Raw genomic sequence first — 14,632 nt, 5'->3', positions numbered from 1 at the left:
GATGAGTCGCATGAGCAACCGGCGTCCCAGCAGCCCCAGCAGTCACGTCTTCACCAGGCGTCACGTCCTGGGCGCCGGCCTGACCGCCGGCCTCGCGGTCGGTGTTGCCGCGGCCTGGCCGGGGTTGGCGCAAGCTTCCCCGATCGATCCCGACGGCTCCGCCGGCCTCGCGCCGGACCCGATCCGCGCGCAGGACGACCCGAACTTCCATCCGGTGAAGTTCCGGCTGCCGGCGCCGACCGGGCGGAAGGCGCTCGGGACGACCGCGGTCCACCTGATCGACCGGTCGCGGCCGGATCCCGCCATGCCCAGCGGGCAGCGCGAGTTGATGATCAGCCTCTGGTACCCGGCGGGGATGTTCGGGTCGGCGCCGTTCGCGAAGTACATGCCGCCGCGGACCGCGGTCGAGGTCGACGACGCGTGGACGGGTGAGTACGGACTGGCGCTGCCGAGCGGGTCGTTCGACTTCGCCGCCACCGAGACACACGCGCGGGTCGACGTACCGGCGCAGCCGATGCGGCATCCCGTCGTACTGTTCTCGCCCGGTTTTCAGTACAGCCGGTTCGTGAACACCGCGCAGGTCGAGGACCTTGCCAGCCGTGGGTACGTCGTGGTGACGATCGACCACTCGCACGAGACGCCGGTCGAGTTCCCCGGCGGACGGTTCCTGCCGGGCGCGCCGGAGTCCGAACCGCCCGGTCCGGACCAGATCCGGGCGGCGGTCGAGACCCGGACCGCGGACGCGCGGTTCGTGCTGGACCAGCTCGAGCGGATGGCCGACGGCCGCAAGGTCGATGCCGATGGCAAGGATCTGCCGAAGGACCTCGCGGACGGGCTCGACCTGCGCAAGGTCGGCATGTTCGGTATCGGCCTCGGTGGGTATACGGCCGCGAACGCGATGCTGCAGGACCAACGGATCTCGGCCGGGATCGACCTGGACGGCACACTCCAGGACGACCGGAAGAACGGTCCGCTCGGCGATGTGGCGGAGCAGGGGCTGGACCGGCCGTTCCTGCTGTTCGGATCGGGGGAGACGCAGCGGACCGATCCCGCCGGGGATACCTACGACGCGTCCTGGGCGAGCTTCTGGAAGGCGCAGCGCGGCGGCAGACTCAACCTGACGCTGGTGAACACCAGGCAGAAGGCATTCACCGACTACCAGTTCATCTTCTCCCAGCTCTTCCACGACATCTACGGCGAGGACCCGATCATCACCTCGGTGATGAAGGCCCTCGTCGGCAGCGCGAAACCGGCCCGGAGCGTGCTGGCGCAGCGCGAGTACATTGCCGCGTTCTTCGACCAGACGCTGCGTCGCCGGCCGTCACTTCTGCTCCGCGGCGGCTCCCCGAAGTTCCCGGAAGTGCGCTTCGTCCGCTGAGACGGCGTACTCTCGACAGAGATTCGCCACGCCCACCGTGGCGGCGTCGCGACGCGCGGTGACTGGTGGGGTGTTCGCCACTTTCTGAAATCCTGGGAGGCGGACCGGGGGTGGTAGCGGTTACGGTGCGTTGAGAAATGCGTTGCCGTCGGCCGTACTCTGTCCTCGGGCAGGGTCGGTCCGTGTCCGGGGGAACAGACCCGAAGCCGGTGCCGTTTGGGATTGGGGCGTTGGTCGCAGGACGAGAGTCGCGAGAGTAGGGAGCGCAGTGGCAGGGGCAGCAGCAGGGACGAAGACAACGGCAGGGACCCGTTTGGTGATCGTCGAGTCGCCGAAGAAGGCGCGGATGATCGCCGGCTTCCTGGGGTCCGGGTACGTGGTGGAGTCCAGCTTCGGCCACATCCGCGACCTGCCGAGCGGCGCGGACGAGATCCCGGCGAAGTACAAGGGCCTGCCCTGGGCACGCCTCGGCGTCAACGTCGAGGACCACTTCGACCCGCTGTACGTCGTACCGGCCGACAAGCGGGCGCAGATCCGCAAGCTGAAGGACCTGCTCAAGGGCGCCGACGAGCTCTTCCTCGCGACAGATGAGGACCGCGAGGGCGAGGCGATCGCCTGGCACCTGCTCGAGGAGCTGAAGCCGAAGGTCCCGGTCAAGCGGATGGTCTTCCACGAGATCACCCCCAAGGCGATCCAGGACGCGGTCGGCAACGCCCGCGACATCGATGAGGCCCTGGTCGACGCCCAGGAGGCGCGCCGGATCCTCGACCGGTTGTACGGGTACGAGGTCTCCCCGGTGCTGTGGAAGAAGGTCATGCCGAAGCTGTCGGCGGGCCGGGTCCAGTCGGTCGCGATCCGGATGGTGGTCGACCGGGAGCGCGAGCGGATCGCGTTCCGCAGCGCGTCGTACTGGGACCTCGACGCGACCCTCGACGCCGGTGAGAGCCGGACGCCGCGGCAGTTCCCTTCCCGCCTGGTCTCGGTGGACAGCAAGCGGGTGGCGCAGGGCCGCGACTTCAGTTCGACCGGTGAGCTCAAGGGCGCCAACACCGTCCATCTGAACGAGGAGACCGCGACCGCGCTGGCCGGTGCTTTGCGCGACTCGCAGTTCACCGTCCGGTCGATCGAGTCCAAGCCGTACACCCGCCGGCCGTACGCGCCGTTCCGGACCACCACGCTGCAGCAGGAGGCCGGCCGGAAGCTCGGCATGTCCGCCTCGCAGACGATGCAGGTCGCCCAGCGGCTCTACGAGAACGGCAACATCACCTATATGCGTACCGACAGCGTCACGCTGTCGGACACCGCGATCACCGCGGCCCGGGCCCAGGTCCGCGAGCTGTACGGCGCGTCGTACCTGCCGGACAAGCCGCGGGTCTACACCTCCAAGGTGAAGAACGCGCAGGAGGCACACGAGGCGATCCGGCCGGCCGGCGAGACCTTCCAGACTCCGGCCCAGACCGGTCTGTCCGGTGCGGAGTTCCGGCTGTACGAGCTGATCTGGATGCGGACGATCGCGTCCCAGATGAAGGACGCCGCTGGGAACAGCGTCTCGATCCGGATCGACGCGACCGCGTCCACGGGTGAGAAGTGCGAGTTCACCTCGTCCGGCCGGGTGATCACGTTCCACGGATTCCTCAAGGCGTACGTCGAGGGCCAGGACGACCCGTCCACCGGGTCGGACGACCAGGAGACCCGGCTGCCGGACGTGGCGGAGGGCGACGTACTGCCCGCAGTCGAGGTGCTGGCGTCCGGGCACGAGACGAAGCCGCCTGCGCGCTACACCGAAGCCACGCTGGTCGGCGGGCTGGAAGAGCGCGAGATCGGGCGGCCGTCGACGTACGCCTCGATCATCGGCACGATCCAGGCCCGCGGGTACATCTACAAGAAGGGTCAGGCGCTGGTTCCGGCCTGGCTGGCGTTCGCGGTGGTCCGGCTGCTCGAGGAGCATTTCACCCGGCTGGTGGACTACGCGTTCACCGCGACGATGGAGGACGTGCTCGACGAGGTCGCGGCCGGCGATCTGCAGCGTGAGGGTGTGCTCGAGCGGTTCTACTTCGGTGACAACGACCTCGAGGGCCTGCACTCGATGGTCAACGATCTCGGCGATATCGACGCCCGCGAGATGTCGACGTTCCCGGTCGGCGGTGACGACAGTGGGATCGTCGTCCGCGTCGGTCGGTACGGACCGTACGTCGAGGACAAGGACGAGCGGCGCGCGAATGTGCCGGAGGACCTGCCGCCGGACGAGCTGACCGTCGACAAGGCGCAGGAGCTGCTGGCCCAGCCGTCGGGTGTCGAGCTCGACCTCGGTACTGCGCCGGACACCGGCCTGCGCGTTGTCGCGAAGGCAGGGCGTTTCGGGCCGTACGTGACCGAAGTACTGCCGGAGGATGCGCCGAAGGGCGCCAAGCCGCGGACCGGGTCGCTGCTGAAGTCGATGACGCTGGAGAACGTCAGCCTCGACGACGCGATGAAGCTGCTGTCGCTGCCGCGCGTGGTCGGCAAGGACCCGGAGTCGGGCGACGAGATCACGGCGCAGAACGGGCGCTACGGGCCGTACCTGAAGAAGGGCACGGACTCGCGGTCGCTGGCGACCGAGGAGCAGATGTTCGACATCACGCTCGACGAGGCGCTGAAGATCTACTCCGAGCCGAAGCAGCGCGGCCGCCGTGCCGCGGCCCCGCCGTTGAAGGAGCTCGGCGAGGACCCGGAGTCCGGCAAGCCCGTGGTGGTGAAGGAAGGTCGCTTCGGCCCGTACGTCACCGACGGGGAGACGAACGCGACGCTCCGCAAGGACGACGCGGTCGAGACGATCTCGCTGCTCCGCGCGGCCGAGCTGCTGGCGGACAAGCGAGCCCGCGGCCCGGTGAAGAAGACCGCGAAGAAGTCCACGGCGAAGAAGACGACCGCGAAGAAGACGACGGCCAAGAAGACGGCGGCCAAGAAGACGACGGCCAAGAAGACCGCCACGAAGAAGACGGCGGCCAAGAAGGCAACGGCCAAGAAGACCACCGCGCAGAAGACGACGGCGAAGAAGTCCTGAGGGAGCGCGGATGACGAGCGCGGTCGAAGTCAGCGCGCAGCGGTTGCGTGAGCGGGGCGAGCGGGTCACGCCCGCCCGGCTCGCGGTGGTCGAGGTGCTGGCGGGGACCGAGGAGCACCTGAGCGCGGAGCAGATCGGCGAGCGGGCCGAGCAGCTGCGCCCGGGGATCCACCGCGCGACCGTGTACCGGGCGCTCGACGCGCTCGGCGAGTTCGGGCTCGTCACGCACGTCCACCTCGGACGCGCAGGGACGACGTACCACCTGGCCGGCGACCTCGCCCCGCGCCACCTGCACCTGCGTTGCTCGGAGTGCGGCACGGTGTACGACGCCCCGGGCGACGTCCTCGAATCGGCCCGGAAGAAGCTCGCCCGAGAGCTCGGGTTCCACCTCGCGCCCGAGCAGGTGGCCCTCGTCGGAGTGTGCCAGAACTGCAGCCGCTGAGGTCCGCTGTCCATATCTGTTCATCGGTGTGGATTCATGAACAGAGTTGGCTTAGGGTCTGGGGCTGTGACCTATGTCGAGGACTTTGCCTCCGGTGAGAACGTGCTGGCGCCGCGCGCCTGGCTGGACGACGACTCCGGGCGGTTGGCGCTCAACGGGGACTGGAGTTTCCGCCTGTCGCCGACGGTGGCGGACGCGCCGGACGATCTGAAGGACCCCGACACGTCCGGCTGGGACACGATCGCGGTCCCCGGTCACTGGCAGCTGAGTGGCTACGGCGCTCCGGCGTACACGAACATCGACTACCCGTTCCCGCTCGAGCCGCCGTACGTGCCGACCGACAACCCGACGGGCGACTACGTCCGGGTCGTGACGGTGCCGGCGGACTGGGACGGCGCCCGGATCGTGCTGCGGTTCGAGGGCGTCGACTCGCGGTTCGCGGTGTTCGTGAACGGCTCCGAGGTGGGTTGGTCGTCGGGGTCGCGGCTGCCGTCGGAGTTCGACATCACCTCGTTGGTTGCCCCGGGCAAGGAAGCGCGCATCGCGGTCCGCGTGCACCAGTGGTCGCTCGGCAGCTACGTCGAGGACCAGGACATGTGGTGGCTGTCCGGGATCTTCCGCGAGGTCAACCTGCTCGCGCTCCGCCCGGACGCGCCGACCGACGTCTTCGTCAAGGCCGCGTGGGACCACATCGACGGCAACGGCACGCTCCTCGTCGAGTCCGACGTACCCGGCACTGTTTCGGTGCCTGAGCTGGGTCTCTCGGTGACGACGGGTGAGCATGTGCGTGTCGAGGGTGTGGAGCCGTGGAGCGCCGAGGTGCCGCGGCTGTACGACGCCGTACTGCGGACCGCGGGCGGCGAGGTGCGGCTGCGGATCGGGTTCCGGACTGTCGCGGTCGTCGACGGGATCTTCACGGTCAACGGCAATCGCGTGCTGTTCAACGGCGTCAACCGGCACGAGTTCCACCCGGACCGGGGTCGCGCGCTGACCGAGCAGGACATGCTGGACGACGTACTGATCATGAAGCGGGCCGGGATCAACGCGGTCCGCACGAGTCACTACCCGCCGCACCCGCACTTCCTGGCGCTGTGCGACGAGTACGGGTTGTACGTGATCGACGAGTGCGATCTGGAGACGCACGGCTTCGGCTACGAGCCGCAGCCGCCGAAGCTGCCGAACCCGGTGATGGATCCGCGTTTCCGCGACGACCTGGTCGATCGGATGCGGCGTACCGTGCATCGCGACAAGAACCACCCGTCGATCGTGATCTGGTCGCTCGGCAACGAGTGCGGGATGGGTTCCAACCTGAAGGACATGTACGACGCGGTGAAGGAGCTCGACCCGTCGCGGCCGGTGCACTACGAGCGTGACACCGAGGCAGAGTTCGTCGACATCTACTCGCGGATGTACACGTCGCCGGAGGGATGCGCGGAGATCGGGGCGGACACCTCTCTGTACCGGAACCTGCCGTTCATCCTGTGCGAGTACGGGCACGCGATGGGCAACGGGCCGGGCGGGCTGGTCGACTACCGCGAGGTGTTCGAGAAGTACCCGCGCTGCCAGGGCGGCTTCATCTGGGAGTTCATCGACCACGGTCTGCGAACGACGATCGACGGGCGCGAGGTCTACGCGTACGGCGGGGACTTCGGCGAGACGATCCACGACGGCAACTTCGTCTGCGACGGGCTGCTGTTCCCGGACCGTACGCCGTCGCCGGGAATGCACGAGTACATCAAGGTGATCGAGCCGCTGCGTATCGTTGCTGACGGCAACCGTGTGTCGATCACCAACCGTTACGAGGTGCTGGACACCAGTCACCTTCGGTTCACGCTGTCGCTCGAGGCTGAAGGTGAGGTCATCGGGGGCGGCGGGCTGCAGGTGCCGGTGATCGCACCGGGTGAGACCGTGTCGGTCGAGTTGCCGCCGGAGATCGAGAAGGAACGCGGGGCTGGTCGGCCGGAAACCTGGCTGACCGTCACCGCCGAACTCGCCGACGCGACGTCCTGGGCGGACGCTGGGCACCGCGTTGCCTGGGGCCAGATCCGCCTCGACGAGCCGGCTCTGGCGGCTGCTGTTCCGGCGGGTTCGCCGGCCGAAGGAACCGTTGGTGTGCAGGGCATCGACATCGCTGGTCTGCGGAACATTCGGCTGGACGTTTGGCGGGCCCCGATCGACAACGATGCGATTCCTGGCGTTGCGGCGGCCTGGCGTGAGCAGGGGCTCCACCGGGTGCAGCACCGGATCGTTTCGCAAGGTGAGCGCGAGGGTGCCTGGGAGGTTGTCACCCGGACTGCGCCGCCCGCGCTCCAGTGGGGTCTGCGGAGTACGTGGCGCTGGACGGCCGTCGAGAACGGCCTGGTGCTCGAGCTCAGCGTCGTACCAGAAGGCTTGTTCCCGGAGGTGTTGCCGCGGCTCGGCATCACCTTCGAGCTACCGAAGGTGGAGCGGGTCGAGTGGTTCGGCACCGGCCCCAACGAGGCGTACGTCGACACCCGCGAGGCAGCCGCCGTCGGCAAGTACTCCGCCACGGTCGCCGAACTGCAAACGCCGTACGTCCGCCCCCAGGAGAACGGCCACCGCGTCGACACCCGCTGGACCCGGCTGGACGGTCTACGCATCGAAGCAGTCGACGAACTCTTCGGCCTGACCGTCCGCGACTGGACCACCCAGGCGTTGGAGGCGGCCGAGCACACCGCGGACCTGGTCCCCGGCGACACCACCTACGTCACCCTGGACATCGCCCAAACCGGCGTAGGAACAGCCGCCTGCGGCCCATCCCTCCCCGACCGAGACAAACTAAAAACCGCCCCGGCCGCCCTGACCCTCCGCTTCACCCGCTGATACCGGATCCCCAGGCCATCACAATCCCGCGACAGCGGGCGTCGCCTTCGTGCGTCGCAGCTGAACCGCACTTTGTGATGGCCTGGGGATCCGCCTCCTCCGACGAGCGTTTAGCGCGCGAGTGCTGGGCCGGTGGAGGTGGCCGCCAGACTTCCACACGCGGTCACAGTCGGTCTTCGCGGAGATCCGCGATCACTTCCGTCGAGTCGGTGGAAGTATCCACGTCGCCTGGCGGCAGCTCTAGCGGTATGGGATCGTCCGCCGGGATCAGGCGACCACGGCGGACCAGATCGGCACGGATGTTGGCATCCTTCATGCCGCGAGGATAGGCCTGAACGGATCTCTAGATAGCGATCGAGGGTCGGGCGCGTACGCGGGTGTTTGGTGGGTGGTAGGCGGACCAGGCTGTGGTTAGGCGGTGGACTGCTTCGGTGAGGGCGGGTTCGGGGGCTCGGAAGTGGAGGCGGATGTGGGTGTCGCTGGCGCCGGTGATGTCGAGGCCGGCGCCGGGGAGGATGGCTAGGCCATGGCGTAGGGCGGTCTGGGCGAAGGACGTGCCGTCGCCGTACGGGAGGCCGACCCAGAGGCACTGGCCGCCGGTGACCGTTGGGATGTCCCACGTGGGGAAGGCCTGCGTGAGGAGCTTGTGCAGGTGGTCGTGGCGGCTCTTGAGGGTCTCGTGGAGATCAGGACCGTCCAGGAGGGGCAGCAGGTGTACGGCGGCCAGCTGGGTGGGGACATTGCCGCCCAGGTCGTGTACGGCGCGGAGGCGGGCCAAGCGGTTGATCAGAGGTGTTGATGCGCGGATCCAGCCGATGCGTAGGCCGCCCCAGATGCTCTTGCTGAGTGATCCGATCGAGATGACCGCATCGGAGTACGCCGCCAACGGCACGGGCAGCACCTCCCCAGGGAAGCCAAGGTCCGCCGGAACCTCGTCCTCGATCAGCGGGATGCCGGCACCGGCCAACCGCTGGCGGGTGAGCGCAGACATCACCGAGCCCGTCGGGTTCTGGTACGTCGGGATGACGTAGGCGAGCGCAGGACGCCGCTCCCGCACAGCCGCCTCCAACCCGTCCAGTCCGACCGGCACACCACGCAGTACTGCGCCTTCCTCGCGGAACACCTCCAACGCGCCCGGGTAGGTCGGCGCCTCGACGAGCACCTGGTCGCCAGGTGACACCAGAGCATGCGCCAGCAACGAGAGGGCCTGTTGGCCGCCGTTCGTGACCAGGATCTGCTCGAAGGACGTCCGTACGCCGCGAGCCGTGTACCGCGCCGCTAACGCCTTCCGCAGCGACGGGTGACCGTACGGGTAGTAGCCGATGTCGTCGCTGATCCGGCTGAGCTGCGGCGCGATCTCGACGAACGCCTCGGCAAGCTGCGGCGGCGGAGAGCCGGGCGCGGCGCAGATGGCGAGCAGTACGTCGTCGTCGCGCGCCTCGAGCGAGTCCAGAAAGATCGGGTCGACCGGAGCGTCCTCGACAGGACCTCCCGACGGTACGCCGGCCACGCGCGTGCCGCTGCCCTGCCGTCGAGTGATCCGACCCTCGGCGCGGAGCAGGTCGTACGCGGCGACCACCGTCGTACGGCCGACTGCGAGCGCGCCGGCGAGTGCCCGGTCCGGCGGTAGGAGCACGCCCGGAGGGAGTTCGCCGTCGTCGATCAGGTGGCGGAGGCGGGCCGCGAGCAGCACGTACAGCGGGCCGCGGCCGGACGACCAGCGGCCCAACCGCTCGACTACCTCGATTGGTCTCATCTGCGGACCAATTCTGCCGGATTGGCTCTGGGGTCGCCAGACCAAGCCCAGAACGATGGTGTTATGGCCACCTTTCCGCGCAACGAGATCATGTCCCTGACCGCCGAGCAACCCATGCACGACCTGGGCGAGAGCTACGGACCGGACCTCCGGCTCGGCGATGTGCTGACGCCGGAGCTGGCGGACCTCGAGCTCGGCTACGGTACGGCGGCCGGCGACCCTCGGCTGCGGAGCGCGATCGCCGAGCGGCACGGCGTACGGCCCGATGAAGTTGTCGTCACGGTCGGCGGGATGCACGGGATCTTCCTGCTGTCGTATCTGCTGCTCGAGCGTGGCGGGCAGGTCGTGACGACCAACCCGCTGTTTCCGAACACACGCAACATCTATGCGTCGCTGGGCGCCGACGTGCGGCTTGTTCCCGTCAGCTTCGACGAGGCATACCGCGTCACCAGCGACGCTGTCCGGGCGCAGCTGACGCCGGAGACCAGGCTGGTCAGCCTGACGACTCCGCAGAACCCGTCCGGCGTCGCAATCTCGCTGGAAACCCTGCAGGACATCGTGATCGCGATGAGCGAGGTATGCCCGGACGCCTATTTGATGGTCGACGAGACGTACCGGGTGGCGGCGTACGGCGACGATCCGATTGCGGAGACCGCGGTCCACCTTGGAACCAAGGTGGTGTCGGTCGCCTCGTTGTCGAAGTGCCATGGAGCGGCAGGGTTGCGGATCGGGTGGGTCGTGAGCACGGATGCCGAGCTGGTGGAGCAGCTGTCCACGGCGAAGTTCAACACGGTTGTGTCCGCGGCGCCGGTGTCTGAGGCCCTCGCGGTGCGAGTGCTCGAGCAGGAGGAGCAGATCCTCGGCGTGCGAAGGTCGTGGCTGGAAGAGAACCTTCGGATTGCCGAGAACTGGGTCAAGGAAAACAGCGACGTGGTCGAGTGGGTCCGGCCGGATGCCGGGGCGTTGTGCGTGGTGCGGTTGAAGGTCGACCCTGTGCGATTCAAGCAGGAGGCCGCGGAGCGGGGCGTGCGGCTGGCGGATGGGGGCTGGTTCGGGGACGAGCCGCGGGCGTTCCGGCTGGGGTTCGGGTACCCGGCGGCGGGTGAGCTGAAGGCGGGCCTGGATGCGCTGCGTGAGGCTGTCCATGCGGCCCACTAGTCTTTAGGCGTGCCGGAGGCTTACGACCCGCTGACCGATCCCGCACCGGCGCATGATGTGCGCGCGGTGTTGCGGATCCGCGCGTTCCGGCGGCTGTGGATCGCGTTCGGGCTGTCCAGTCTCGGCGACTGGATCGGGTTGCTGGCGCTGACCGCGATGGCGAAGGCGTTCGCCGGCGACAACTACCAGGCGGCGAACTTCGCGATCGGCGGCGTGCTGTTCCTCCGCGTGCTGCCCGCACTGGTGATGGGTCCGGTGGCCGGCTGGATCGCGGACCGGCTGGATCGGCGCTGGACGATGATCCTCGGCGACCTGATCCGGGCGGCGTTGTTCGTCACGATCCCGATCGTCGGCACGCTGACCTGGTTGCTGATCGCGACCGTGCTGATCGAGATCGTCAGCCTGATCTGGGGGCCGGCCAAGGACGCCTCGGTGCCGAACCTGATTCCACGGCACCGGCTCGAGGCCGCCAACCAGATCAGCCTGATCACGACGTACGGCACGGCTCTTCCGGCCGCCGTCATCTTCACCGCGATCACGCTGGTCACGCGCTGGGCGGGCGATTTCTCCATCGATCTTGCCGTCTACGTGAACGCCGCGACGTTCGTCGTCTCAGCGTTCGCGATCGTGTCGGTCGCCGAGATCGGCCGCGCGGTCCACGACCACGAGGACCACCCGACGCTGTGGCGGACCATGGTCGAGGGCTGGTCCTATGTCACCGGTACGCCGGTGGTCCGCGGCCTCGTGGTCGGTATCTCCGGAGCGTTCGCGGCCGGCGCGGTCGTGGTCGGACTGGGTCGCACGTATGTCGAGGATCTCGGCGCCGGCGACCCGGGGTACGGCGTGTTGTTCGGCGCTGTCTTCGGTGGTCTCGCGCTGGGCATGGGATTCGCGCCGCGGATCTTCTCGGGTTTGTCCCGGCGGCGGTTGTTCGCGGCCGGGCTGGTCGGGTCGGGCATCTGCCTGGCCGGGCTGGCGCTGATCCAGCAGATCGAGATCGCCACGATGATCGCGGTCCTGCTCGGGTTCTGCGCCGGCGGATCGTGGGTTTCCGGGTACACGCTGCTCGGTCTCGAAGTCCCGGATGCCGTTCGCGGGCGGACGTTCGCGTTCGTGCAGTCCGCCGTTCGCACGGTGCTCGCGATCACGCTGGCGATCGCGCCGTTCGCCGCCGGTGCGATCGGTCGGCATACCTGGACGATCGGCGGCCACTCGGCGACGTACAACGGTGCTTCGATGACGATGCTCGTGGCCGCGATCGTGGCCGGGGTGATCGGTCTGCTCTCCTGGCGGCAGATGGACGACCGCCCGGGTGTTCCGTTCTGGCGCGACGTGCGGCGGAGCTTCGGGAAGACGCGCGGTGACTACCCGACGACGGGGCTGTTCATCGCCATCGAGGGCGGCGACGGGGCCGGGAAGTCGACACAGTCCGCACTGCTCGTGAAGTGGCTCGAGGAGCAGGGGCAACAGGTCGTGCTGACTCGCGAGCCGGGCGCGACCGAGCTCGGCAAGACACTGCGGCAGATCGTCCTCGACCCGGCGACGGGCGACATCTCACACCGCACGGAGGCGCTGCTGTACGCCGCCGACAAGGCGGAGCATGTCGACTCGGTGATCAAGCCGGCGCTCAAGGCCGGGGCAGTCGTGATCACCGATCGGTACGTCGACTCTGCGCTGGCCTACCAGGGATCCGGGCGTGATCTGGATGTGTCCGATGTCGAGCGGGTGAACCGCTGGGCCACCGACGACCTCAGGCCGAACCTCACGATCCTGCTCGATCTGCCGCCGAAGCGCGGGCTCGGCCGGTTCGAGGAGCGGGACCGGATCGAGGCCCAGTCCGACGAGTTCCACGAGCGGGTGCGGCACGCGTTCCTCGAGCTGGCCGCAGCGGAGCCGCAGTACTACCTGGTCATCGACGCGTCCCAGGACCGCGAGGACATCGCCGAACAGATCCGCGCCCGTCTCCAGCCGATGCTCCCGAAGGTGGATTTATGAGCGTATGGGACGACCTGGTCGGACAGGACCCGGCAGTCGCCGTACTGCGGAAGGCTGTCGCCGGCGCCGCCGCCGTACTGCGGGGAGAGAGGGGCGCCGCGGTTGCCGGGATGACGCACGCCTGGCTGATCACAGGCCCGCCCGGGTCGGGCCGGTCGAACGCGGGCCGAGCGTTCGCGGCTGCCTTGCAATGCGCGAACCAGGGCTGCGGCGAGTGCAACGAATGCCGTACGGCGCTCAGTGGCGCGCACCCCGACGTGTCGTTGATCCGGACCGAGCTGTTGTCGATCCGGGTCAGCGAGGTCCGCGAACTGGTCCGCCGGGCCGCGATGAGCCCGACGCAGGGCCGGTGGCAGGTGATGGTGATCGAGGACGCGGATCGCCTGACCGAGCAGGCCGCGGACGCGTTGCTGAAGAGCATCGAGGAGCCGTCGCCGCGGACCGTCTGGGTGCTGTGCGCGCCGACGGTCGAGGACGTCGTACCGACGATTCGTTCGCGCTGCCGGCTGCTGGTGCTGCGGACGCCGCCGGTCGCCGCGGTCGCGGAGATGCTGAGCCGGAAGCTCGAGGTGGATCAGGATCTGGCCTGGTTCGCCGCGCGGGCTGCGCAGGGACACATCGGCCGGGCGCGGGCGTTGGCCCGTGACGAAGAGGTCCGCGAGCGGCGGAACAAGGTGCTCGAGGTGCCGTTCGCGTTGCGTGACCTCGGAGCCTGCCTGAAGGCGGCACAGCAGCTGCTCGACGCGGCCAAGGTCGAGGCCAAGGCCAGCGCCGAGAAGGTCGACGAGAAGGAGCGGTCCGCGCTCGAGCAGGCACTCGGCGTGGGGACGAAGGGCGCCAAACCGCGCGAGGCGAACGCCGCGCTGAAGGAGCTCGAGGACCAGCAGAAGGCCCGCGCCAAGCGCTGGGAACGCGATGTGCTCGACCGCTCACTCGTGGATCTGATGGCGCTGTACCGGGATGTGCTGGTCGTTCAGACGCGATCCGGTAGCGAGCTGATCAACGCAGAGTTGCACCGGAACATCGAGCAGCTCGCGGCACGCACGACACCGGAGCAGACGGTGCGCCGGATCGACGCGATCGGGATGTGCCGCGAGGCGATCGAGGCGAACGTCGCGCCGCTGGTCGCGCTGGAGGCGATGACCGTCTCGTTGTTCGAAGGACGTAGCGACGGGTTCACGATTCCGCGCCGCGTGCTGCGCTGAGGCCTTGGTCACGTTCCGGGATGCACGTCCGATAACTGGGCGGCCGGTGTAACACCGAGACCGGCGGGTCCGATGACTGGGTGTCCGGGTGAAGCAGACCGCTCGGCACCCTTTTTCGCCGAAACGGACGCCGATGAACCAGCCGCCCTCCGAGATCCAGCCTGTGCGGCAGCCGTTGCCGCCGGCTGAGTCATGGCTCGAGGGTGTCCCGACGCCGGCGCAACAGAAGCAGGACGGGTACGCCGTCGCAGCGCTCGCGACCAGCCTGCCCGGCATGGTGCCGATCGCCCTCGTGCTCGCCGGGATCGCGTTGCGCCGGATCAAACGGACCGGTGGCCGCGGGAAACGGCTCGCGTACGGCGCGTTGCTGGTCTCGCTGTGCTGGGTGATCGCGACCGCGGTGGCAGTGACCCTCAACCTGATCGGCGAGCACCGGGCCGGAATCGGCCGGACGGTGCCGATCTCGCAGGTCGCCGTCGGCCGGTGCTTCGACGCGGACCTCGACGCTGATGCGCTGAAGCTGGTGCGGATCGCGGACTGCGCCGCGCCGCACACCGGTGAGGCGTACGCGAAGGTGAGCGCGGCGCTGGCCGGGTTGTCCGTCGCACAGACCGGGACCGTGGCGACGCAGCAGTGCGCGGGGGCGTTCGTCGAGTTCGTCGGGAAGCCGTACGAGCGGTCCGAGCTGGACATGTACTACGTCGTACTGGAAAATCGTGACGTTGCTGACGGCAACGTCCTGTGTCTGGTCGGAATGCCGGGGACCAAGCTGACGGGTACGATGCGCGGATCACAGCGGTAATGCCTGCGG

General features: G+C 68.6%; 10 protein-coding genes. 8 read left to right on the top strand and 2 right to left on the bottom strand.

The window, feature by feature from the left end; all coding sequences use genetic code 11:
• Positions 1-10: 10 nt before the first annotated feature.
• The 4 genes from EV653_RS23920 to EV653_RS23905 all read left to right on the top strand — a co-directional run bounded on the left by EV653_RS23920 (position 11) and on the right by EV653_RS23905 (position 7,707).
• Complete coding sequence (locus EV653_RS23920) at positions 11-1,378, top strand: alpha/beta hydrolase (protein ID WP_166679532.1); 1,368 nt, start codon at positions 11-13, stop codon at positions 1,376-1,378.
• Positions 1,379-1,694: 316 nt separating this feature from the next.
• Entirely contained in the window at positions 1,695-4,421 is a 2,727-nt protein-coding gene (gene topA, locus EV653_RS23915; RefSeq protein ID WP_134105924.1) for a type I DNA topoisomerase, read from the top strand.
• Between the two features lie 10 nt (positions 4,422-4,431).
• Complete coding sequence (locus EV653_RS23910) at positions 4,432-4,863, top strand: Fur family transcriptional regulator (RefSeq protein ID WP_134105923.1); 432 nt, start codon at positions 4,432-4,434, stop codon at positions 4,861-4,863.
• 66 nt (positions 4,864-4,929) lie between these two features.
• Positions 4,930-7,707 (top strand): glycoside hydrolase family 2 TIM barrel-domain containing protein, encoded by a 2,778-nt coding sequence (locus tag EV653_RS23905; RefSeq protein WP_238160009.1) that lies wholly within the window; start codon positions 4,930-4,932, stop codon positions 7,705-7,707.
• Positions 7,708-7,870: 163 nt separating this feature from the next.
• Here EV653_RS23905 and EV653_RS41295 read toward each other — a convergent pair whose 3' ends face one another.
• The gene (locus EV653_RS41295) at positions 7,871-8,023 is read right to left on the bottom strand and encodes a hypothetical protein (RefSeq protein ID WP_166679531.1); all 153 of its coding nucleotides are present in this window, start codon (positions 8,021-8,023) and stop codon (positions 7,871-7,873) included.
• Between the two features lie 27 nt (positions 8,024-8,050).
• A complete protein-coding gene (yczR, locus tag EV653_RS23900) occupies positions 8,051-9,463 on the bottom strand; it encodes a MocR-like transcription factor YczR (protein ID WP_134105921.1) in 1,413 nt (470 codons plus the stop codon).
• 63 nt (positions 9,464-9,526) lie between these two features.
• On the opposite strand from yczR, the gene EV653_RS23895 reads away from it, so the two are divergent.
• The 4 genes from EV653_RS23895 (at position 9,527) to EV653_RS23880 (ending at position 14,623) form a co-directional block, all read left to right on the top strand.
• On the top strand, positions 9,527-10,621 hold the full coding sequence (locus EV653_RS23895; RefSeq protein WP_134105920.1) for a pyridoxal phosphate-dependent aminotransferase: 1,095 nt from the start codon (positions 9,527-9,529) through the stop codon (positions 10,619-10,621).
• A 9-nt stretch (positions 10,622-10,630) separates the two neighbouring features.
• Positions 10,631-12,616 carry a dTMP kinase gene (gene tmk, locus EV653_RS23890; protein ID WP_134105919.1) on the top strand — a complete coding sequence of 662 codons (1,986 nt, stop codon included), beginning with the start codon at positions 10,631-10,633 and terminating at the stop codon, positions 12,614-12,616.
• Complete coding sequence (locus EV653_RS23885; protein WP_134105918.1) at positions 12,613-13,821, top strand: DNA polymerase III subunit delta'; 1,209 nt, start codon at positions 12,613-12,615, stop codon at positions 13,819-13,821. The genes tmk and EV653_RS23885 overlap by 4 nt, the downstream gene beginning before the upstream one ends.
• Positions 13,822-13,954: 133 nt before the next feature.
• Entirely contained in the window at positions 13,955-14,623 is a 669-nt protein-coding gene (locus tag EV653_RS23880) for a DUF4190 domain-containing protein (protein WP_134105917.1), read from the top strand.
• Positions 14,624-14,632: the final 9 nt, after the last annotated feature.

Source organism: Kribbella pratensis, assembly GCF_004365355.1.
In the GTDB taxonomy this organism is placed as follows: Bacteria; Actinomycetota; Actinomycetes; order Propionibacteriales; family Kribbellaceae; genus Kribbella.
This window is presented reverse-complemented; position numbering and strand designations above follow the sequence as displayed.